General features: G+C 63.8%; 17 protein-coding genes, 1 tRNA gene and 1 pseudogene. 10 read left to right on the top strand and 9 right to left on the bottom strand.

Annotation, left to right across the window (positions count from 1 at the left end; translation table 11 throughout):
* Positions 1 to 41 precede the first annotated feature (41 nt).
* The 5 genes and pseudogenes from CH281_RS27605 to CH281_RS16240 all read left to right on the top strand — a co-directional run.
* Positions 42 to 404: pseudogene (locus CH281_RS27605) on the top strand (TM2 domain-containing protein); the annotation flags it as partial.
* A 263-nt stretch (positions 405 to 667) separates the two neighbouring features.
* Positions 668 to 5,236 carry a glutamate synthase large subunit gene (gltB, locus tag CH281_RS16255; RefSeq protein WP_373453884.1) on the top strand — a complete coding sequence of 1,523 codons (4,569 nt, stop codon included), beginning with the start codon at positions 668 to 670 and terminating at the stop codon, positions 5,234 to 5,236.
* Complete coding sequence (locus CH281_RS16250; RefSeq protein ID WP_032368070.1) at positions 5,229 to 6,734, top strand: glutamate synthase subunit beta; 1,506 nt, start codon at positions 5,229 to 5,231, stop codon at positions 6,732 to 6,734. The genes gltB and CH281_RS16250 overlap by 8 nt, the downstream gene beginning before the upstream one ends.
* A 122-nt stretch (positions 6,735 to 6,856) precedes the next feature.
* Positions 6,857 to 8,275, top strand: a complete 1,419-nt coding sequence (pyk, locus tag CH281_RS16245) for a pyruvate kinase (RefSeq protein ID WP_027497274.1) — start codon at positions 6,857 to 6,859, stop codon at positions 8,273 to 8,275.
* Complete coding sequence (locus CH281_RS16240) at positions 8,276 to 9,205, top strand: acyl-CoA thioesterase (RefSeq protein WP_032370334.1); 930 nt, start codon at positions 8,276 to 8,278, stop codon at positions 9,203 to 9,205.
* Here CH281_RS16240 and CH281_RS16235 read toward each other — a convergent pair.
* Positions 9,171 to 9,692: a DNA-deoxyinosine glycosylase gene (locus tag CH281_RS16235; RefSeq protein ID WP_032368067.1), complete on the bottom strand. Its 522-nt coding sequence runs from the start codon at positions 9,690 to 9,692 to the stop codon at positions 9,171 to 9,173. The genes CH281_RS16240 and CH281_RS16235 overlap by 35 nt on opposite strands.
* Before the next feature lie 56 nt (positions 9,693 to 9,748).
* Between CH281_RS16235 and CH281_RS16230 the strand changes: the two genes are divergently transcribed.
* Complete coding sequence (locus CH281_RS16230) at positions 9,749 to 9,952, top strand: hypothetical protein (RefSeq protein WP_027497271.1); 204 nt, start codon at positions 9,749 to 9,751, stop codon at positions 9,950 to 9,952.
* On the opposite strand, the gene CH281_RS16225 is transcribed toward CH281_RS16230, so the two are convergent.
* On the bottom strand, positions 9,928 to 10,419 hold the full coding sequence (locus CH281_RS16225; RefSeq protein ID WP_027497270.1) for an anthrone oxygenase family protein: 492 nt from the start codon (positions 10,417 to 10,419) through the stop codon (positions 9,928 to 9,930). The two genes, CH281_RS16230 and CH281_RS16225, sit on opposite strands and share 25 nt — an antisense overlap.
* A gap of 122 nt (positions 10,420 to 10,541) precedes the next feature.
* On the opposite strand from CH281_RS16225, the gene CH281_RS16220 reads away from it, so the two are divergent.
* On the top strand, positions 10,542 to 11,531 hold the full coding sequence (locus tag CH281_RS16220) for an AraC family transcriptional regulator (RefSeq protein ID WP_032406683.1): 990 nt from the start codon (positions 10,542 to 10,544) through the stop codon (positions 11,529 to 11,531).
* On the opposite strand, the gene CH281_RS16215 is transcribed toward CH281_RS16220, so the two are convergent.
* From CH281_RS16215 to CH281_RS16210, 3 genes are all read right to left on the bottom strand, one after another.
* On the bottom strand, positions 11,516 to 12,247 hold the full coding sequence (locus CH281_RS16215; protein ID WP_032400010.1) for an AAA family ATPase: 732 nt from the start codon (positions 12,245 to 12,247) through the stop codon (positions 11,516 to 11,518). The genes CH281_RS16220 and CH281_RS16215 overlap by 16 nt on opposite strands.
* A gap of 3 nt (positions 12,248 to 12,250) precedes the next feature.
* A complete protein-coding gene (locus tag CH281_RS26925) occupies positions 12,251 to 12,427 on the bottom strand; it encodes a hypothetical protein (protein WP_165430221.1) in 177 nt (58 codons plus the stop codon).
* Positions 12,428 to 12,490: 63 nt separating this feature from the next.
* Positions 12,491 to 12,567: transfer RNA gene (locus CH281_RS16210), tRNA-Leu, on the bottom strand.
* Between the two features lie 120 nt (positions 12,568 to 12,687).
* On the opposite strand from CH281_RS16210, the gene CH281_RS16205 reads away from it, so the two are divergent.
* Both CH281_RS16205 and CH281_RS16200 read left to right on the top strand, forming a co-directional pair.
* The gene (locus tag CH281_RS16205) at positions 12,688 to 13,320 is read left to right on the top strand and encodes an ANTAR domain-containing response regulator (protein WP_027497267.1); all 633 of its coding nucleotides are present in this window, start codon (positions 12,688 to 12,690) and stop codon (positions 13,318 to 13,320) included.
* 174 nt (positions 13,321 to 13,494) lie between these two features.
* Positions 13,495 to 14,829: an ABC transporter substrate-binding protein gene (locus CH281_RS16200; RefSeq protein WP_032374321.1), complete on the top strand. Its 1,335-nt coding sequence runs from the start codon at positions 13,495 to 13,497 to the stop codon at positions 14,827 to 14,829.
* Positions 14,830 to 14,980: 151 nt separating this feature from the next.
* Here CH281_RS16200 and CH281_RS16195 read toward each other — a convergent pair whose 3' ends face one another.
* From CH281_RS16195 to CH281_RS16180, 4 genes are read right to left on the bottom strand one after another with little or no spacing between them, the layout of a single operon-like run.
* The gene (locus CH281_RS16195; RefSeq protein WP_027497265.1) at positions 14,981 to 15,784 is read right to left on the bottom strand and encodes an ABC transporter ATP-binding protein; all 804 of its coding nucleotides are present in this window, start codon (positions 15,782 to 15,784) and stop codon (positions 14,981 to 14,983) included.
* Positions 15,784 to 16,878 carry an ABC transporter ATP-binding protein gene (locus CH281_RS16190; protein ID WP_027497264.1) on the bottom strand — a complete coding sequence of 365 codons (1,095 nt, stop codon included), beginning with the start codon at positions 16,876 to 16,878 and terminating at the stop codon, positions 15,784 to 15,786. The genes CH281_RS16195 and CH281_RS16190 overlap by 1 nt, the downstream gene beginning before the upstream one ends.
* Entirely contained in the window at positions 16,871 to 17,860 is a 990-nt protein-coding gene (locus CH281_RS16185) for a branched-chain amino acid ABC transporter permease (protein ID WP_027497263.1), read from the bottom strand. The genes CH281_RS16190 and CH281_RS16185 overlap by 8 nt, the downstream gene beginning before the upstream one ends.
* Before the next feature lie 7 nt (positions 17,861 to 17,867).
* On the bottom strand, positions 17,868 to 19,208 hold the full coding sequence (locus tag CH281_RS16180; RefSeq protein ID WP_045841244.1) for a branched-chain amino acid ABC transporter permease: 1,341 nt from the start codon (positions 19,206 to 19,208) through the stop codon (positions 17,868 to 17,870).
* Positions 19,209 to 19,467: 259 nt separating this feature from the next.
* Here CH281_RS16180 and polA point away from each other — a divergent pair, with 259 nt between their 5' ends.
* Entirely contained in the window at positions 19,468 to 22,209 is a 2,742-nt protein-coding gene (polA, locus tag CH281_RS16175) for a DNA polymerase I (RefSeq protein ID WP_094694840.1), read from the top strand.
* Positions 22,210 to 22,351 lie beyond the last annotated feature (142 nt).

Genomic DNA, 22,351 nt, shown 5'->3' with positions numbered 1-22,351 from the left:
GTGCGGGTTACCCGCCGCCCCCGTTTCCGGGCGGTCCCCAGTACGGAGGTCCCCAGTACGGAGGACCCCAGTACGGAGGACCCCAGTACGGAGGACCCCACTACCCAGGCCCCCAGTACGCCGGTGCTCCCGGTTGGGTGGATCCGAGCGCTCCTTACGGACGGCATCCCGTCACCGGTGAACCGTTCTCGGACAAGCAGAAGCTCACTGCCGGGCTGCTGAACATCCTGCTGGGTGTTTTCGGGGCAGGACGCTTCTATTTGAATCAACCGGGAATTGCGGTGGCGCAGATCGCGGTCACGTGGCTCACGTGCGGCATCGGCGGTATCTGGCCGCTGATCGACGGGATCATGATGCTCACGGGCAGCGTGCGCGATGAACACGGGCGCCCCCTGCGCGACTGAGCCCAGTGCCGTTCGCGATTGCATCGTTGCGATCGGCAACTGATACGATTCCGCCATCCGAGAGCGATCTCGGATTCTTTCGCGGGCCAGAGCTGTCCCGGTGAATTCCCGATAGGCATCGAATTCGATCGATCCGGCACTCGATGTCGGTTCGGGCGACCAGCCGGCGGGGTAGCCGAGGCTCACAGTGCAGCGTGTCGACACTGCGCCATCCGAAGCACCCACCGGTCTACGTGGAGGTGATCGTGGTGTTGTTTTCTCGGATGCCTGCCGAGCAAGGACTGTACGACCCGAGCGCGGAGAAGGACTCCTGCGGCGTCGCGATGATCGCGGACATCGCCGGACGCCGTTCGCACTCGATCGTGTCCGACGGTGTTCTGGCACTGGAGAATCTGGAACATCGTGGTGCTGCCGGTGCCGAGCCCAACAGTGGTGACGGCGCGGGCATTCTGATCCAGCTGCCCGTCGAACTTCTCGATTCGTTGTCGTCGTTCGAGTTACCGTCGGCCAACGGCGACGGCGAGAACACCTTCGCGGCGGGTGTCTGCTTTCTGCCGCAGGGCATCCGTGAGCGCGGGTCGGCCGTGCAGCGTGTCGAATCCATTGCAGCCGAAGAGGGTCTCGAGGTGCTGGGTTGGGTTCCGGTCGAGGTCGATCCGGATCGCGCCGACGTCGGACTGACGGCGCTCGGATGCATGCCGTACATGAGCTATCTCTTCGTCGCGGCCCCCGAGGTCGACGGTTCACGTCCGGCCGGTCTCGAACTCGACCGATTGGTGTACGGGCTGCGTAAGCGATCGGAGCGCGTCACCCCGGAGATCGAGGCAGAGGGCTCGGGCCTGTTCTTCCCTTCGCTGTCCTCACGCACCATCGTCTACAAGGGCATGCTCACCACCATGCAGCTGCCCCTGTTCTTCCCGGAGCTGCGTAACCCGTTGTGTACGAGTGCAATTGCCATCGTGCACAGTCGCTTTTCCACCAATACCTTCCCGTCGTGGCCGTTGGCGCACCCGCACCGCTACGTCGCGCACAACGGAGAGATCAACACGGTGAAGGGCAACAGGAACCGGATGCGCGCTCGGGAAGCAATGCTGTCCAGCGATCTCATCCCCGGTGATCTGGCGCGGCTCTTCCCCATCTGCAATCCCGACGCCTCCGATTCGGTGTCGCTCGACGAGGTGCTCGAACTGCTGCATCTGGGCGGCCGGAGCGTTCCCCACGTCGTGATGATGATGGTGCCGGAGCCGTGGGAGAACCATCGCACGATGGATCCGCGGGTACGGGCGTTCTATCAATTCCACTCGTCGATGATGGAAGCGTGGGACGGTCCGGCCTGCGTCACGTTCACCGACGGTAGCTACGTCGGGGCCGTTCTCGATCGCAACGGTCTGCGCCCCGGTCGGTGGTGGCAGACGGCCGACGGTCGGGTGATCCTCGCCAGCGAGGCAGGTGTCCTGGACGTGCCGCAATCTCAGGTCGTCGCCAAGGGTCGCCTCGAGCCGGGCAAGATGTTTCTGGTCGACACCGTCGCCGGGCGTCTCGTTCCCGACGAGGAGATCAAACTGCAACTGGCGCAGGAACATCCGTACCAGGAATGGCTGCACGCCGGATTGCTGGAAATCAAGAGCCTGCCCGAGCGCGCCCACATTCAGTACAACCACGAGTCCGTGATTCGCAGACAGATCGCCTTCGGCTACACCGAGGAAGATCTCCGCGTCGTGCTCACCCCGATGGCCGCCTCCGGGGGCGAGCCACTGGGATCGATGGGGACCGACACCCCGTCCGCGGTGATGTCCCAGCGATCTCGTCAGCTGTACGACTACTTCATCGAACTGTTCGCGCAGGTCACGAACCCGCCACTCGACTCCATCCGAGAAGAGATCGTGACGTCGTTGTCGCGAGTGATGGGACCGGAGCAGAATCTGCTCGAGCCCACCGCCGCGTCGTGCAGGCAGATCGTGTTGCCGTGGCCGGTGCTCGACAACGACGAACTCAACAAGATCATCCACATCGACGACGACGGTGATCATCCCGGTCTGTCGGCGATCGTGCTGCGCGCACTGTACGAGGTCGAGCGTGGTGGGGAAGGTCTGGCCGAGGCCATCGAAGAACTGCGCATGCGGGCATCGGAAGCCATCGCTGCCGGCTACCGCACGCTGATCATCTCCGATCGCGATTCGGACCACACTCGGGCACCGATTCCGTCCCTGCTGGCCACCTCTGCTGTGCACCACCACTTGGTGCGCACCAAGGAACGCACCAAGGTCGCTCTCGTCGTCGAGTCCGGCGATGCACGAGAAGTGCACCACCTGGCCTTGCTGATCGGATTCGGTGCGGCGGCGGTCAACCCGTACCTGGCCATGGAGTCGATCGAGGACCTGGTCGGCGAAGGTGAGCTCACCGGGGTCGAACCCACTGTCGCGGTGCGCAACTACCTGTACGGGCTCGGCAAGGGCGTGCTCAAGGTCATGTCCAAGATGGGAATCTCGACCGTCGGGTCCTACACCGGCGCACAGGTTTTCGAGGCGGTCGGTCTCGATCGCGAGGTCGTGCGCGAGTACTTCAAGGGCACCGTCAGCAAGCTCGGCGGAGTCGGTCTCGACGTCCTCGCCGAAGAGGTCAAACTCCGTCACCGGAAGGCATACCCGGAGAATCCTACCGACCGTGTTCACCGCCGCCTCGAGATCGGCGGCGAGTACCAGTTCCGGCGTGAGGGCGAACTCCACCTGTTCACTCCCGAGACGGTGTTCCTGTTGCAGCACGCAACACGCACCGGTCGCTACGACGTGTTCCAGAAATACAGCGACGAAGTGAACCGGCTCGCCCGTGAGGGGGGCGCACTCCGGGGCCTGTTCGAGTTCAAAGACCATGTGCGCACGCCTGTTCCGCTCGACGAGGTGGAGCCGGTCGAGTCCATCGTCACTCGGTTCAACACCGGCGCGATGAGCTACGGATCCATCTCTGCCGAGGCGCACGAGACCATGGCCGTTGCGATGAACAATCTGGGTGGGCGCTCCAACTCCGGTGAGGGCGGAGAGGACGTCGATCGCCTCTACGATCCGAGCCGGCGCAGTGCCGTCAAGCAGGTCGCGAGTGGACGGTTCGGGGTGACCAGCGATTATCTGGTCAACGCCACCGACATTCAGATCAAGATGGCGCAGGGTGCCAAACCCGGTGAGGGCGGGCAGCTGCCCGGTTACAAGGTGTACCCGTGGGTGGCCAAGACTCGGCACTCGACGCCCGGGGTCGGCCTGATCTCCCCGCCTCCGCACCACGACATCTATTCCATCGAGGATCTCGCGCAGTTGATCCACGATCTCAAGAACGCCAACGAGAACGCGCGCGTCCACGTCAAACTCGTCAGCTCGGTAGGAGTGGGCACGGTGGCGACGGGAGTGAGCAAGGCGCACGCCGACGTCGTACTGATCTCGGGATACGACGGTGGCACGGGCGCGGCTCCGTTGACGTCTCTCAAGCATGCCGGTGCGCCCTGGGAAATCGGGCTGGCCGACGCCCAACAGACGTTGGTGCTCAACGGACTTCGCGATCGCATCACCGTCCAGTGCGACGGTGGCATGCGCACCGGCCGTGATGTGATCGTCGCGGCGCTGCTCGGTGCCGAGGAATTCGGGTTCTCGACGGCACCTCTGATCGTCGCGGGATGCATCATGATGCGGGTCTGCCATCTCGACACCTGCCCAGTGGGTGTCGCGACTCAGAACCCCGAACTGCGCAAGCGATTCACCGGCAAGCCCGAGTTCCTCGAGGACTTCTTCAGGTTCGTCGCCGAGGATGTGCGAAAGTACCTCGCGCAGCTCGGGTTCCGCAGCATCGACGAGGCCGTCGGCCATGCCGACGTGCTCGAGACCGCGGCCGGCGTCGCACATTGGAAGAGCAAGGGACTCGACCTCACACCCATCTTCGCGATGCCGGTGGATCGACACGGCGCGCCCATGACACAGCGTCGACGCCTACGCGATCAGGACCACGGCCTCGATTTCGCGCTGGATCGCACGCTGATCCAGCTGGCTGAGGGCGCACTGGAGGACGCGCATCCGGTCACGCTGGAGCTGCCCGTGCGCAACGTCAACCGCACGGTCGGAACACTTCTGGGGTCCGAGGTCACGCGACGCTACGGCGCGGCCGGGCTACCCGACGACACGATTCGCGTGTCGTTCACCGGCTCTGCCGGGCAATCGCTCGGTGCATTCCTGCCGCCCGGAATCACGATCGATCTCGTCGGCGACGCGAACGACTACGTGGGCAAGGGCCTGTCGGGAGGACGCATCGTCGTCCGACCGGCCGAGGACGCACCCTTCGTTGCCGAGGACAACGTCATTGCCGGAAACACGATTCTCTACGGAGCCACGTCGGGGGAGGTGTACCTGCGCGGTAAGGCGGGGGAGCGGTTCGCCGTGCGCAACTCCGGAGCCGTTGCGGTCAACGAGGGCGTGGGAGATCACGCCTTCGAGTACATGACGGGCGGACGGGTTGTCGTGCTCGGGCCGACCGGACGCAACATGGCGGCCGGCATGTCGGGCGGTATCGCCTTCGTTCTGGGTCTCGACCCCGCGGACGTGAACACGGCAATGGTCGAGTTGCAGGTTCCCGATCCGGACGATCTGGTGTGGCTGCGCGAGACGGTCGAGAACCACGAGCGCTGGACCGGCTCCACCGTCGCGGCATCGCTGCTCGCCGACTGGCCCCGCCGGTCCGCTCTGTTCACCAAAGTCATGCCCGTCGACTACCAGCGGGTGCTGGAGGCGACACGAATGGCGCGCGCCGAGGGGCGCGACGTCGACGCTGCGATCATGGAGGCTGCACGTGGCTGATCCACAGGGATTTCTGAAGGTCGTCAAGCGTGAGGCGGCCAAGCGTCCTATCGACGAACGGGTCAGGGACTGGAACGAGGTGTACTCGGATCAGCCCAGCAGCGAACGCGCAGCCGAGGTCTCGGAACAAGCGCGCCGCTGCATGGATTGCGGAATTCCGTTCTGCCACTCCGGAACTGCCGGATGCCCGTTGGGCAACCTGATCCCGGAATGGAACGATCTCGTGCGCCGCGATCGGTGGGACGCGGCCAGTGATCGGTTGCACGCCACCAACAACTTCCCGGAGTTCACCGGCCGAGTGTGTCCGGCCCCGTGTGAATCCGCTTGTGTGCTGTCCATTTCCGAGGCCGCCACCGGCGGAAGTGTGACGATCAAGCGGGTCGAGCAGACCATCGCAGACCTGGCCTGGGAACAGGGCAGCGTCGTTCCCCAGCCGCCGACGATCACCACCGGTAAACGAGTGGCCGTCGTGGGTTCGGGTCCGGCGGGACTGGCTGCGGCGCAACAGCTCACCAGGGCCGGGCACGATGTCACCGTGTACGAGCGCGACGATCGGCTCGGTGGATTGCTTCGATACGGAATCCCCGAATTCAAGTTGGAGAAGTCGGTGCTCGATCAGCGGCTGATGCAGATGCGGGCCGAGGGCACGCATTTCGTCACGGAGTGCGAGGTCGGCATCGACTTCACGGTCGAGCAACTGCGCGAGAGCTTCGATGCGGTCGTGCTCGCCGTCGGCGCTTTGCGGGCTCGCGACAACACCGAGGTGATCGGCCGTGAACTCGACGGCATTCACCTGGCGATGGAGCATCTGGTGCCGTCGAACAAGGAATGCGAGGGCGACGGGCCGACGTCGATATCCGCTGCGGGCAAGCATGTGGTGATCATCGGCGGCGGAGACACCGGGGCCGATTGTCTGGGCACGGCTCACCGTCAGGGTGCCGCGTCGGTCACTCAGCTCGACTACAACCCTGCTCTTCCCGGTGCCCGCGACGACGGCCTCTCGCCGTGGCCGTCGTGGCCGTTGGTGCTCCGGACGTCGCCTGCTCATGCGGAGGGTGGCGTCGTGCGTCATCAGGTCGCGGTGCAGCGATTCCTCGGCGACGAGCGCGGACATGTGCGCGCCATGGTGCTCGCCGAGGTCGAGGTGCAGCGCGACGCGGACGGGCGACGCATCGTGACGCCCATCGGTGAAGAGGTCGAATTGCCCTGTGATCTGGCATTGTTCGCCATCGGATTCGAGGGTGTCGAGCATGGACCGCTGCTCGACGACTACGGCCTGGCGCTGACGAAGCGCGGCGCGTTGTCGTGTGGTCCCGATTGGCAGACGACGGCCCCGGGTGTGTTCGTCTGTGGGGATGCCCACCGCGGTGCGTCGTTGGTCGTGTGGGCGATCGCCGAGGGGCGTTCGGCTGCCAACGGGGTCGACGCTTACCTCACCGGACACTCGGAATTGCCGTCCCCGGTACACCCCACGGCACTGCCTCTGGCGGTGGTGTGACACTCGTCTCTGTACCGGTACAGGTGCTTTCAGCAGCGGCCCGGCGAGGCTACCCGTCGGTAGTATTCGGCCGGGTTCCTCTGCGATAGAGAACAAGGCGTCCAGCGGCTACGCTCGCAACCGTGAGCCGACGTACGAAGATTGTCTGCACCCTTGGACCCGCAACCGCAACCACAGAGCGCATCCGCGAACTCGTCGAGAGTGGAATGGATGTCGCACGACTGAACTTCAGCCATGGCGATCACCCCGATCACCAGGCCAACTACGAGAGAGTTCGCGCCGCATCGGACGCCACCGGCAAAGCCGTGGGCATCCTGGCCGACCTGCAGGGACCGAAGATTCGACTCGGCCGATTCGCCGAGGGCTCCACCACCTGGGCCGCCGGTGAACTCATCCGCATCACCGTCGAGGAGTGCGAGGGCACCCACGATCGTGTGTCGACCACGTACAAGGAGCTGGCTCAGGACGCCAAGGAAGGCGACCGCCTGCTCGTCGACGACGGCAAGGTCGGCCTCGTCGTCACCGGCGTCGAAGGCAACGACGTGCTGTGTCGGGTCACCGAGGGTGGTCCGGTCAGTAACAACAAGGGCGTCTCCCTGCCCGGCATGGACGTCTCTGTTCCTGCCATGAGCGAGAAGGACATTGCGGACCTCGAGTTCGCCCTCGCGCTCGGATGCGATTTCATCGCGCTCTCGTTCGTGCGCTCTCCTGCCGATGTCGAACTCGTCCACGCCGTCATGGACCGCGTCGGCCGCCGAGTTCCGGTCATTGCCAAGCTCGAGAAGCCCGAGGCCGTCGACAACCTCGAAGCCATCGTGCTCGCGTTCGATGCGATCATGGTCGCCCGCGGTGACCTCGGTGTCGAGTTGCCGCTCGAGCAGGTACCCCTGGTGCAGAAGCGCGCCATCCAGATCGCCCGCGCCAACGCCAAGCCCGTCATCGTTGCGACCCAGATGCTCGAATCGATGATCGAGAACTCCCGTCCCACCCGCGCCGAGGCGTCCGACGTCGCCAACGCAGTGCTCGACGGTACCGACGCGGTCATGCTGTCCGGCGAGACCTCGGTCGGCAAGTACGTCATGGAGACGGTGCGGACGATGGCTCGGATCGTCGAGACCGTGGAAACCGAAGGCGACAGCGTTCCTCCTCTGACTCACGTTCCTCGCACCAAGCGCGGTGTCATTTCCTACGCCGCCCGCGATATCGGCGAGCGTCTGGACGCGAAGGCCCTCGTGGCCTTCACCCAGTCGGGCGACACCGTGCGACGGTTGGCTCGCCTCCACACCAAACTGCCGTTGCTCGCATTCACCTCGATCTCCGAGGTCCGCAGTCAGCTGTCCCTGAGCTGGGGCACCGAGACGTTCCTGGTTCCCGATGTGGGCTCGACGGACGCGATGGTCAAAGAGGTCGACAAGGCGTTGCTTGAACTCGGTCGTTACAACCGAGGCGATCAGGTCGTGATCGTCGCCGGTGCCCCTCCCGGCACAGTAGGCTCGACCAACTTGATCCATGTGCACCGAATCGGAGAAGAGGACCGGTAAGTGGTCGAAGCGGGGGGAACCGGCGTCAGCGAGAGCGCGCCGAGCAGTACAGCAGTACGCGGAACCGATCTCGAAACCCTTCTCGGTCTCCTCGCCCTCGAGGAGACCGAGGAGGATGTGTTCATCGGACAGCATCCGGAGCAGGTGGGGAGCCGGACGTTCGGTGGGCAGCTCGTCGCTCAGGCGCTCATCGCCGCCGGCCGGACCGTATCCGGAACGTCCCGGGACGTTCATGCGATCAATGCGCACTTCATCCGCGGTGGTGACGTCAAGAAGCCCATCGAATACCGGGTGAGTCGTCAGCGCGACGGCCGGGCGTTCGCCAACCGGCAGGTCACTGCGCTGCAGGACGGTAACGAGCTGTTCGTCATGCTCGCTGCTTTCCAGGATTTCGGTAAGGGCCTCGAGCACAGCGTCGAGGTGCCCGAGGTTCCGTATCCCGATGCTCTGCCGCCTCTCGGCGACCACTTCGTGGGGTTCGAGGACCGACTGCAGATGTTCGTCGATGCACTCAAACCGATCGACATGCGGTACGCGAACGATCCGGCGTGGATCATGCACGGCACCGGTGAGAAACTCAACCACAATCGGGTGTGGATGAAAGCGGACGGCGATCTGCCGGACGAGTCGATCTTTCACGCCGCGACCATGGGCTACGCGTCGGACACCACGGTGCTCGATTCGATCATCACCACCCATGGACTGTCCTGGGGACTCGACCGCATCGTGGCGGCGACGGTCAACCACTCCATCTGGTTTCACCGACCGTTCCGATTCGACGAGTGGGCTCTGTATGCGACCGAATCGCCGGTCGCGGCCGGATCGCGGGGACTCGCCACCGGCCGATTCTTCTCGATGGACGGTCAGTTGCTCGCAACCGTCGTGCAGGAGGGCCTCATTCGCCACTTCCCGAAACGCGTTCGCGCCTGAGTGCTGCCGACCACAGTCGAGTCTTGGCTTCGAGGGTGAGTGAGGCGTGCGCTGGACTGGTGGACGGCAGACGGATGCACTCGACGTCCTGCTGCACCGCGTTCGCGACGTATCTGCGATAGCTGTCGGCAGCTTTTGCTCCGTTGAACAGCACGGTGTCGATGCCGGGATGACCTGCGATGAGGTTCGCGACATCGTTTGCCACGATGGATGATTCGACTATGGCCGAGTCCAGGCTTCCGGTCCTAGTGCACAGCTTCAGTACGTCCCACACAGCAATCCCGCTGCGCGCCAGTCGCTCTGTTCGCGCCTCGTACGGAAGTTCGGGACCGGCACCGAACAGCGCGCCCATGATCGGCCAGAACGCATTTCGGGGATGAGCGTAATACTGCTGAGCAGCAAGCGATGCGACACCGGGCATCGAACCGAGTATCAGCGTGTGAGCGTGCTCGTCGACTATCGGTTCGAAGCTGTGCACGACGTTCATGTCGCGATTACAGCAAACAGCGCGCGCAGGTACTCGGGTGGGACCACAATGGAGAGATGTTGGATCCACGCGTACTCGACAACAACGAACTCGAAGCCGAACTCGCCGCCTTGCGCAGAGGACGCGACGCCGCGATGGACGAAGGCGCGCGAGATGTGTCCACTGCCGATACCGATCATCTCATCGCCCGCTTCGAGGACGAGATTCGCAGGCGTCACCAGGACGGTGAGTCCGATCAGCCCAGCGCGGATCTGCCCTGACCGAGGATCAGCACGGCGCACGCCGCCGTCGACGAGATGATCCGGACGGTGTTCCACCGTGTCCAGTTCGACGTGAACGACTGCCACATGTCGGCTCCCGACGGACTCGCCGGATCCACCGCTGCCAATGCATCGTTGAGTGGGACGTTGAACGCCACCGTGACCACGAAGCAGCCCACCACGTAGAGCCCTGCTCCCGCGCCGACCCAGGTCGATCGCCCACCCTCCGTGGTGATCGCGAGAACGGTTGCGAGAGAACAGGTCAACGCCGTACCGACGAACAGCGTCAGAAACAGTGGGTTGAGGATCGCGGCGTTCGATCTCTGCATCGCGGCGATCGCGTCGGGCACCGGTAACGACGCCAGGCCAGGAAGAACACTGACCGAGAACGCGAGCATGACGCCCGCGACGAGGCCGCATCCGACTGCTGCGACCAGGGTGGCGATCGAGGAGATCTTGTCGATCATCGGTTTTCCTTCCCGGGGATTCGTCGTGCGCTTCCGACCTTTCCGCGTCACGGGTGGATGGACAATGCGCGCAGGGCTCGAATTCATGTCCGATCGTCCCGGCCATGGGGGACAATTGTCCGGTGCGTGGAGCCGACCCCTGGAAGTCACCCGATCCGCTCGGTGAGGCTTTGCATTTCCTCCGAATGACCGGGTCCTTCTACGTGCGTTCCGAGATGAGTGGCTCGTGGGGGCTGGCCCTGCCCGCGATGGACGACGCTGTGTGGTTCCACACCGTGGTCGACGGGTCGTGTGTGCTGTCGGTCCCCGGGGAGTCGACGCGTGAGCTCGTTCCCGGCGACTTCGCGTTGGTTCCCCACGGGCGTGGGCACGTATTGGCGGCCGACATCGAGTCTGTCGGCGACGCGACCAGCGTGTACGAGGTGCCACACGATTACGTCAGCGACCGGTACGCGGTGATCGACCAGTGCGATGCGAGCGGACCCGACACCGTGTTGGTCTGCGGGGCCGTCCGGATGGATCATCCTGCGGCGCAGCAGCTTCTTCGGCTGCTACCGGCGGTGATCGTGATCGACGCAGACAGCGAACCACGGCGCGCACGTATGCAGAACATCCTCGCCATGGTGGCCGACGAGGCACGATCGCTCGAGCCCGGGGGAGAGGCAGTGATCACCAGGCTTTCCGACGTTCTGGTGATTCAGGCGTTGCGGTCATGGATTGTGGACACTCCGAGCGCGCAGTCCGGTTGGCTGGGAGCGTTGCAGGACGAGCGGATCGGAGGCGCGCTGGCTCGCATTCATCGAAATCCCGACGAGCGGTGGACCGTTGCGGCACTGGCGTCGAGTGCACACATGTCACGTTCGGCGTTCTCGGCTCGATTCACCGCATTGGTCGGCGATTCGGTGATGAGTTACCTGGCGACGTGGCGGATGCAGGTCGCGTACGACACATTGCGGTCCGAGGACGTGGTGCTGGCCGAATTGGCCAGGCGCAGTGGCTATTTGTCGGAGGCAGCATTCGGCAAAGCGTTCAAACGGGCGATGGGAGTCTCTCCGGGGAGTGTGCGTCGTCGTCGGGACGTGGCGTTGGTGCCGGTTCAGTCGAGTAGATGACGGAGATACACGTTCGGATCGTCGAGATATCGCCGCCAGTGCTGGACCAATTCGAGTTCGTCCCAGGTGCTTCGGCGCAGACCGTGTTCACCCACTTCGACGATGTCCGCACCGGGTGTCGAAGCCAGGATCGGTGAATGCGTGGCACAGACGAGCTGCGCCCCCTCCTCGCCCAAGTGGGACATCAGCGCGACCAGGTTCAGGCACGCGGTGAACGACAGGGCCGACTCCGGTTCGTCCAGCACATAAAAGCCCGGTTCGGCCAACATCGCACCGAACATGGTGAGAAAGCCCTCACCGTGGCTCATTTCGGCGGTGTTCTCGTCCCAGAAGCCCGGCATGCCGCCGAGGTTCTCGGCCATCTCGAATGCAGTCTCGGCGCGCAGGAAGAATCCCCGCTTCTGCTCGCGCGGACCCCGCAGCATACGCGCGCCTCGTGGCGTGGTCTCGAGTTCGAGCACCTCGCCGAGGACGCTCGTCACCTCGTCCAGTCGACGAGACTTCTGCGCTGCCCGACCCCCGCGGGCGTCGATGCCGAAACGCTCTGCGATTGCCTCTACGAGAGTCGACTTACCGGAACCGTTGTCGCCCACCAGAATTGTGACCGGTGCGAGAAACTCGAGTCCCTCTCGCGCGAGGTCGGCGACAGCGGGAACGGTGAAGGGCCACTCCGATCCCACATCGTCGGCGTGGACAAAGGCGCGCTCTACGAACATGATTCAGGCGGTGACCAGGCGGTCGACGTAACCGGTTTCGTGGGCGGAGTCGGCGCTGCAGGTGTAGTAGACCCACTGAGCGGACTGGTCCGCGGAATCTCCGAAACGGTGGTCGACCTTCTGCGCGCACAATTTGCCCGCGCTGGTGTCATGGCAACGAAGACTGCTGGGTATGTACATCACCCCACTGTAGGCGTGATCGGGAGTGGACCAGACAGCTGTCGCGGCCGGTCGATCGTGCTGTGGTGCCCTCGGTGAGACTCGAACTCACACTGGACGGGTTTTGAATCCGTTTCCTCTGCCAATTGGGATACGAGGGCTGGCGTCTTTCAAGCAACGATTGACGAGTGTAGAAGATGCGCTTTCGGCCCCGTGCACCGGTACCCTTCAGTTGCTCGATGCCCCTGAGGGGCGACGACTGTCGAAGGAGACCGGTACAGATGAATGCTCCTGATACGCACGGTACTGGCAAGCCTGCGCTGCGGGTGGTGGTCGCGGAAGACGAATCCCTGATTCGTCTCGACCTGGTGGAGATGCTCCGCGAAGAGGGGTACGACGTGGTCGGTGAGGCCGCGGACGGTCAGCAGGCTGTGGAACTGGCTGTCGAACTTCGACCGGATCTGGTGATCATGGACGTGAAGATGCCGCGTCGTGACGGCATCGACGCCGCCTCCGAGATCGCGGAGAAGCGGATCGCGCCGGTGGTGATTCTCACAGCGTTCAGTCAGCGAGAGCTCGTGGAGAAGGCGCGCGATGCGGGTGCGATGGCTTATCTGGTCAAACCGTTCACCAAGGCCGATCTGATGCCTGCAGTCGAGTTGGCCGCGAGCCGGTTCGGCGAGATCTCTGCGCTCGAATCGGAGATCGCCGATCTTCAGGATCGACTCGAGACCCGCAAGTTGATCGAGAAGGCCAAGGGCGTCCTGATGGAGTCGCAATCGCTGACGGAACCGCAGGCGTTCAAGTGGATTCAGCGTGCCGCGATGGACCGACGCACGACGATGAAGGCGGTAGCCGAGGTCGTGATCGAAACACTCGGTACTCCGGCGAACAACCCTGTGGCAGAGAGCTGATCGGCCCGCGGAAAGCTACGGCCACGTAAAACTTCGACCTCTTAGGTCACAGTCAGGTCACGAGCGTCGTTCTAGGCCTTGCGAACCGGTTTCGAGCATTAGCGTCTGGTTCACACGTGAGCCACATGTAACTCAGGTGAGCTTCAACGACGAGCAATTTCAAGGAGAACCTAGATGGCAATTCGGACCTATGTCCGCACGGCTGCAGTGCTGAGCGTCACCTCGCTCGCACTGTTCGGCTGTTCGTCGAGCGACGACTCGGGCTCGACCGACTCCACCAGTGCCAGCGGCGGCACGTCGGCCGCGGAAACGACCGTCTCCACCGACTGCACTCCTGAGCAGGCCACCGCCGGATCCACTCCCGACACGTCGCCGCTGGTGGTAGGAACCCTCCTTCCCGAGACCGGCACCCTGGCCTTCCTCGGACCACCCGAGGTCGCCGGTGTCCAGCTGGCCGTCAACGATGTCAACGGTGCGGGCGGCGTCCTCGACCAGCCCGTCACGCTCATCCCCGGTGACTCGGGCGACACCACCACCGACACCGCCAACACCACGGTCGACCGTCTGCTCGCCGGCGGCTCGAACGTCATCGTCGGTGCGGCGTCGTCCTCGGTGTCGCTCAAGGTCATCGACAAGATCGCCAGCGCGGGTGTCGTGCAGTTCTCGCCTGCCAACACCTCCGACCAGTTCGTCTGCTACCCGGACAAGGGCCAGTACTTCCGTACCGCGCCCACCGATGTGCTGCAGGCACAGGCACTCTCGCAGCTGATCGCCGAGGACGGCGCGCAGCGCGTGGCCATCCTGGCTCTCAACGACCCCTACGGAACGGGCCTGGCCAAGAACACCGCCGACAACCTCGAAGAGGCCGGCATCGCGGCAGACCAGATCCAGACCACGATCTACGACCCGAACGCACAGTCGTTCAACGCCGAGGTCGACGGCGTGAAGAACTTCAACCCGGATGCCGTCGCCATCATCGGCTTCGAGGAGTCCGCGAAGATCATCACCCGTATGCACGAGATCGGCATCGGACCGTCCGACGGCACGTTGGTCTACGGCGTCGACGGCAACATGGGCAACGCACTCGGTGAGTCGGTCGCTGCCGGCCTGCTCGACAAGATGCGCGGCACCACCCCGCTGACCGACGTCGGCACCGCGTTCCAGGACCGACTCAAGGGCGTGGATCCGGCATTGGTCGACTTCAACTACGCCGGTGAGTCCTACGACGCGGTCGTCATCTCGGCGCTGGCAGCCGAGCAGGCGAAGTCGACGGCAGGCACCGACATCGCTGCCAACATCAACAGCATCACCAAGGACGGCACGAAGTGCACGACCTTCGCCGAGTGCCTCCCACTCGTCAAGGCCGGCACCGATATCGACTACGACGGAGTCACCGGCGCGCTGAACTTCAGTGACGCAGGCGAGCCCGCCACCGGTTCCTACGGCAACCTGGTCTTCGGACCGGACAACAAGCTGACGACGGACGGATACATCGTCGTCGGTGAGTGATCTGTAGCTGCTGCACAGCCTCCGGGCCCGAGTCCTGACATCAGGACTCGGGCCCGGAGTCGTTCGAATACACCACGTTGGGTACCTATGGCGCAGGTACGAGAAAGCCCCGACTCGAACTATGTCGAGTCGGGGCTTCCTGCCGAGAAGGTCAGGCCTTCTTTTCTTTGCTTCCCGCGAGAGTGCCGAGGTAGAGCTCGATCACCTTGGGATCGTTCATCAACGCCGGCCCGGTATCGGTGTAGGCGTTGCGACCTTGATCGAGAACATAGCCGCGGTCGCAGATCTGCAGGCAGCGGCGGGCATTCTGCTCGACCATGATGATCGAGACGCCCGCCGCGTTGATCTTCTTGCAGCGGATGAAGACCTCGTCCTGGAACATCGGCGACAAGCCTGCCGACGGTTCGTCGAGCAGCAGCACCGACGGTTCCATCATCAGGGCCCGCCCCATCGCCACCATCTGGCGCTCACCGCCGGACAGTGCACCTGCCTTGACCTTCTTGCGTTCGCCGAGCAGTGGGAACAACTCGCTGACGAAGTCGAACCGCTCACCGAACTTCTTGGGCCGCAGATAGATTCCCATCTCGAGGTTTTCCTCGATCGTGAGCGATGGGAACACGTTCTGCGTCTGGGGCACGTATCCGACGCCCTTGGTCACCAGAACGTGCGCCTCGGCGGAGGTGATGTTGTCACCGCGCAGCTTCACGCTGCCCTCGCGGACCGCCACGAGGCCGAACAACGTCTTGAGCAGAGTCGACTTACCGGCACCGTTGGGTCCGATGATGCCGACGATCTCACCGTCGTTCAGAAAGAAGTTGCACTCACTGAGGATGTTCACACCGGGGATGTACCCGGCAACCAGACCGTCGGCGCGCAGCAACGCTCCTTCGGCCAGACGCGCATGCTCGCCCGGCGTGGCCGCGAACTCGGCCGGCGTCAGAGTTTGTTCGCTCATCAGTTGTCCTCCTTGGCTCGGTGCGAGCCGCCCGCAGCAGTGTCGGTGGCTGCGGGGCTGACGAACTCCGGTTCCGAAAGATCGCCTCCTGCTTGCAGTTCCTCCACCTCGGCTTGCTTCAATGCCTCGGCCAGTTCGGCGGTGGCTCCGACGGGATTGCCGTCGGCGTCGAATTCGAGTGCTTGATCGTGATGGCTACCGAGATAGGCATCGACGACGGCACCGTTGTTGGAGAGCTCTTCCGGGGTGGACTCGGCGATGATGCTGCCCTGAGCCATTACCACCACCCAGTCGCTGATGTCGCGGATGACATCCATGTCGTGTTCGACGAACACCACTGTCATGCCGTCGTCGCGCAGCGATTTGATGTGGCCCAGAAGCGATTGCGTGAGAGCGGGATTGACTCCGGCCATCGGCTCGTCGAGCATGACGACCGACGGATCGGTCATCAACGCTCGCGCCATCTCCAGGAGTTTGCGCTGGCCACCCGACAACGAGCCGGCCAGATCGTCGGCCTTGGCGTCGAGTTTGAAGCGCCCCAGCAGTTCATAGGCGCGTTCGGTGATCTGACGCTCCTGTGCTTTCCACGTCCACGGCATGAACGTGTTGATCATGCGCTCGCCGCGTTGGCCCGTCGCCCCCAGTCGAACGTTGTCCAGCACAGTCAGTTTCGACAGTGCCTTCGTCAACTGGAAGGTGCGCACGACGCCTTTGCGTGCCACCTGATGTGGGTGCATCCGGCCGAGTTCCTGACCGTCCATCGACCACGTGCCGGTGTCGGGTCGGTCGAATCCGGTGAGCAGGTTGAACAGTGTGGTCTTACCCGCGCCGTTCGGTCCGATCAGACCGGTGATGCATCCGCGCTGGATCTCGAGGTGCGCCACGTCGACGGCCTTGAGGCCGCCGAAGGTACGCGAGACCCCGTCGACCACCAATGTCGCGTCGGGCTTGGCTGCCCCGGGCTCGTTGGCGACGCCGGCGAACAGACTGGCACGCTGATCGCTCGACAGTGCTTTGGCCGCACGTGCTTCGAGTGTGCTGGCTTTCTTGCTCGGTGTCGCATCTGCGGCGGCACCGGTGCTCGGGTCAGGCATTGAGTTGAACCTCTCGCTTGTTGCCGAGAATGCCCTGGGGTCTGAACACCATCAGCACGGCGATCAGAATTCCCAGGAGTACGAATCGGGTGGCACCGACCTGGGCACCGGTGAGGTTGAGCACCGGATCGTCGCCCGAGATCAGTTGCCGCAGAATCGCGTCGGGAATGGACAGCAGGAACCAGAACAGCATTGCGCCGATCACGGGGCCGAACACCGTTGCGGCACCGCCGAGAATGAGAGCGCCGAACGCGAAGAACGTCTGCGCGGTCGAATAGAAGTCGGGGTTGATCGACTGCGTCTGCAGTGCGTTGAACACCCCGCCCATACCGCCGATCACGCCGCCGAGAACGAGTGCCTGCATCTTGTAGACGAACACGTTCTTACCCAGCGACCGGGCAGCGTCCTCGTCTTCACGAACCGCCTTGAGAACGCGACCCCACGGGCTGTGTGTCAGCAGGTAGACGACCCCGCACAGCAGCAGTACCAACGTCCAGCCGACGAGCATGGCCCACAGGTCGTTACCCAGGAATCGAACGCCGATGAAGCTGTACGTCTTTCCACCCTCGAACGGGCTGAGGTTGGTGAACGGAGCTGCGAATCCGGTGATGCCGTTGGTGGACTTGGTCACCGAATCGGTTGCCGTGGAGCGGAATACCAGTCGCAGGATTTCCGATGCGGCAATCGTCACGATGGCGAGATAATCCGCTCGCAATCGCAGGGTCGGAATGCCGAGCACCAGAGCCAGCAGGCCGGCCGCAGCGAGACCGACCAGAATGCCGAGCCACAGTGGCTGCTCATAGGTGATCGTGGTGATGCCGACGCCGTAGCCGCCGAGTAGGGCGAAGCCGATCTGGCCGAAGTTGAGCAGGCCGGCGTAGCCGAAGTGCAGGTTCAGGCCGATGGCGAGCAGTGCGTAGAAGATGGCCGACGGGCCGACCAGCTGAGCAAGAGAGATCTGAAGTGCGCCGATGATATCCATGTGCAGGTCACCCGATCCTTTGTCGCGAGCCGAGGATGCCCTGAGGACGGACGACGAGGATGAGAATCAAGACGAGCAACCCTCCGATGTATTTGAGGTCGGGATTGATGACCAACGTCGACCACTGCACGAGCAGACCCACGATGACGCAACCGAGGAATGCGCCGTAGGCCGTGCCGAGTCCTCCGAGCGTGATTCCGGCGAACATGAGCAGTAGGAGTTTGAAGCCCATCTCCCATTGCACGCGGCCGCCGAGTTCGGAGAGCCCGAACAGCACGCCGCCGAGGGCAGCCAGGCCGCCACCGAGGCACCAGACGAACGTCACGACGCGCTCGACGTTGATACCCGACGAGGCAGCCAGATCACGGTTGTCGGCCACCGCACGCATGGCTTTACCGATCTTGGTGCGCTGCAGCATCAGTGCGACGCCGATGAGGACGACGACGCTGATGACGATGCAGGCGAGGTTGACGTTGGTGATCGACAGTGGGCCCCAGTCGTTCTCGGTCTGAGCCTGGTAGTCGTCGAATGGCTCCGAGCGGTCGGAGAAGAAGATCAGGATGAGGTAGCGCAGCGCAATGGCGAGTCCGATCGTGACCACCAGCTGAGCGATCAGGCCGGTTCGACGTTTACGCAACGGCCGCCAGATCAGGGCGTTGTTGAGCCAGCCGATCGCGACTCCGACGATGATCGCCAGCACGGTGGCTGGGATCAGTTGTATCCCGAGGCTCACATTGAAGAACCACGCCGCGACGGCTCCGAGCGTCACGAGTTCGCCGTGTGCGAAGTTGGTCAAGCCCGTCGTTCCGAAGATCAAGCTCAGACCGACCGCCGCGAGCGCGATGACCAGACCGAAGCGGAAGCCGTCGACCGTGGTGCGCACGAACTTCTCGTAGAACGGGGTGCTGGTCGCGGTCCTGGCCTCACCGAAGGAGAAGATGACGGTGTTCGAGCGACCGGCCTGCACGTCGCGCTCGACCTCGCCCTGCACGCTCACCCCGTCGGGGAGCGTTTCCTGGACCACCTGGAATGTGTATGTGCCAGGCGACAATTCGAGAGCCCAGCGTCCGCCGGTCTCGCTGGTGGTGCGGGCCACTTCGCTGCCCGACGCGTCGAGCGCCGCAACATCGACCCCTTCGAGGCGTTCTCCACCGTTGTTGAGCGATCCCGCGACGCTGACGGCGTCTGCGGGCGGTGCCTGTTCGGCACTGGTTCCCGGCGCCGCCGGGGGAGTGGGGGTAGGTTCCTGCGCCAACGCAGGCGCACTGAACAGCAGCGCCGCAATGGAACTCAGGATGGCGAGTAGGAGTGTTCGCTGGAATACGCGAACTGCAGATCTTGCGCGCAACCTCGGTGGTTGCACCTTTCTGGTCCATCGAACATTTGGAGCCACGCACGTCCTCCGGACGGTTGTCGTTGAGTCACGGGATGGGGATTTACTGCAATTGTCGGACTCTATCCGTTGAAACGACGCAAAATCGGCAACTGAGATTTCCGGAAAGTATCGGTTGTGTTTCGCGCTGCGGGAGATCGGTGCCGCGGCGATTGCGGCGCGGTGCCCGCATCCGGCTACGTGATGTCGGACCCGCTACCTAGACTGGTCAACCGTGAGCCCAGTAACCGACAAAAGTGCAGCACCCGCAGCCCGGACCGATGCGAAGTCAGCCGAAGAGCGTCCGACGCTGCTCCTCATCGACGGTCACTCGATGGCCTTCCGTGCCTTCTTCGCGTTGCCGGCGGAAAATTTCAAGACCACGAGCGGTCAGTCCACCAATGCCGTGTACGGGTTCACCTCGATGCTGATCAACCTGTTGCGGGACGAGAAGCCGACGCACATCGCCGCCGCCTTCGACGTGTCACGGCAAACGTTCCGGGCCGAGCGCTTCCCCGAATACAAGGCGAACCGCAGCAAGACGCCGGACGAGTTCGCGGGCCAGGTGGACATCACCAAGGATGTGCTCGGTGCCATGGGCATTCCCGTGATGGCCGAGGCAGGGTTCGAAGCCGACGACATCATCGCCACTCTGGTCACGCAAGCCGAGGCGCTGGGCTATCGCGTCCTCGTGGTCACCGGCGATCGTGACGCACTGCAGCTGGTCACCGACAACGTCACGGTGCTCTATCCCCGCAAGGGTGTCTCGGACCTGACGCGATTCACCCCGGACGAGGTCGCCACCAAATACGGTCTGACGCCGTCGCAGTACCCGGACTTCGCAGCTCTGCGCGGAGATCCGAGCGACAACCTTCCCGGCATTCCCGGCGTCGGGGAGAAGACGGCGACCAAGTGGATCATCGAATACGGGTCGCTCACCGCCCTCGTCGACAATGTCGACAAGGTGAAGGGCAAGGTGGGCGACGCATTGCGGGCCAACCTGTCGAGTGTGGTGCTCAACCGCGAGCTCACCGAGATGGTGCGCGACGTGCCGTTGCCCTTCACGCCCGATCAACTCGAGCTGGCCCCGTGGGATCGCGAGAAGATCCACGCCCTGTTCGACGATCTGGAGTTTCGCATCCTGCGGGATCGACTGTTCGAGACACTCGCCTCGGTCGAGCCCGAGGCAGAAGAAGGGTTCGACGTTCGGGGCGGCATCGTCGCGCCAGGGGAGTTGGCGGCGTGGCTGGACGAGCACGCGTCCGACGGTCGGCGTAGCGGGGTATCCATCCTCGGACCGCGCAGGCCGTACGACAGCGATGCGACATCGGTGGCCATCGCGGCAGCAGACGGCGAGGGCGCCTTCGTCACCACGACGGCTCTCGACGAATCCGACGAACGCGCATTGGCCGCGTGGTTCGCCGATGCGGATCGACCCAAAGCTCTACACGAGGCGAAGTGGGCACTGCACGCGGTTCGTGGTCGGGGATGGACGCTCGGTGGGTTGACGACCGATACCGCGCTCGCGGCGTATCTCGTCCGGCCCGGTCAGCGGTCTTTCAACCTCGACGACTTGTCGCTGCGCTACCTCAAGCGCGAACTACGCGTCGAAGACGCGGGCGAGGGGCAGATGTCACTTCTCGACGCCGAGGACACCGCTGACGCGGCATTCGCCGAGGGCGAAATTCTCAAGGCGCGGGCGGTCATCGATCTCGCCGACGCTCTCGACGCGGAACTCGCAGCAATCGAGTCGACCACTCTGCTCTCGGAGATGGAACTGCCGCTGCTGACAGTGCTTGCCGATATCGAAGCCACGGGCATCGCAGTGGACGGCGATCACCTGCGCTCGCTGCAATCGGGTTTTGCTGCGCAGGTCGACGAGGCCGCGAATTCTGCGTACGGCGTGATCGACAAGCAGATAAATCTCGGATCGCCCAAACAGCTGCAGGTGGTGCTGTTCGAGGAACTCGACATGCCCAAGACCAAGAAAACCAAGACCGGGTACACCACCGACGCCGACGCACTTCAGGGGCTGTTCGAGAAGACCGAGCATCCGTTCCTCAAATTCCTGCTCGACCACCGTGATGCCACACGAATGAAGGTGACGGTGGACGGCCTGCTCAAGTCCGTCGCCGACGACGGCCGCATTCACACCACGTTCAATCAGACCGTCGCGGCCACCGGACGACTGTCGTCGACGGAACCGAACCTGCAGAACATCCCGGTGCGGAACGAGGCGGGTCGCCACATCCGCGACGGCTTTGTGGTCGGTGCCGGCTACGACACTCTGCTCACCGCCGATTACAGCCAGATCGAGATGCGCATCATGGCGCACGTATCCGGTGACGAGGGGCTGATCGAAGCGTTCAACACCGGTGAGGACCTGCACAGCTTCGTCGGTTCGCGCGCGTTCGGCGTACCGATCGACGAGGTCACCCCGGAACTACGCCGTCGAGTCAAGGCCATGTCGTACGGCCTCGCCTACGGACTCAGCGCGTTCGGCCTCGCCGCGCAGTTGAAGATCTCCACCGACGAAGCCAAGCAGCAGATGGAGGCGTACTTTGCTCGCTTCGGCGGCGTGCGCGACTACCTGCGCAATGCGGTCGAGGAAGCCCGAAAGGTGGGCTACACCTCGACGCTGTACGGCCGTCGTCGTTACCTGCCAGATCTCAACAGCGACAATCGTCAGCGTCGCGAGGTCGCCGAGCGTGCGGCACTCAACGCTCCGATCCAGGGCACTGCCGCAGACATCATCAAGGTAGCGATGATCGACGTGCACAAGTCTCTGGCGGAGTCGACCTTGAAATCGCGCATGCTGTTGCAGGTGCACGACGAACTGGTACTCGAGGTCGTCGACTCCGAGCGCGAGGAAGTCGAGGCGTTGGTGCGCAACAAGATGTCATCGGCCATCGAATTGTCGGTGCCCCTCGAGGTGTCGGTCGGTACCGGCCGCAGTTGGGATGCCGCAGCTCACTGAGTCGGGGCCGGCTCATGCATGACGAAGGGCCGCTCACCGGATTGGCGGGTTCTAACGATCCCCGCAACACCCTCGATTTGAGGGAGTTGCGGGGATCGTGGCATGTGCTGGGTTGAAGGTGCGGTTTTTCGAGGCGTTGGAC

The sequence above is a fragment of the Rhodococcus sp. 06-221-2 genome (assembly GCF_002258365.1).
GTDB lineage: Bacteria > Actinomycetota > Actinomycetes > Mycobacteriales > Mycobacteriaceae > Rhodococcoides > Rhodococcoides fascians.
This window is presented reverse-complemented; position numbering and strand designations above follow the sequence as displayed.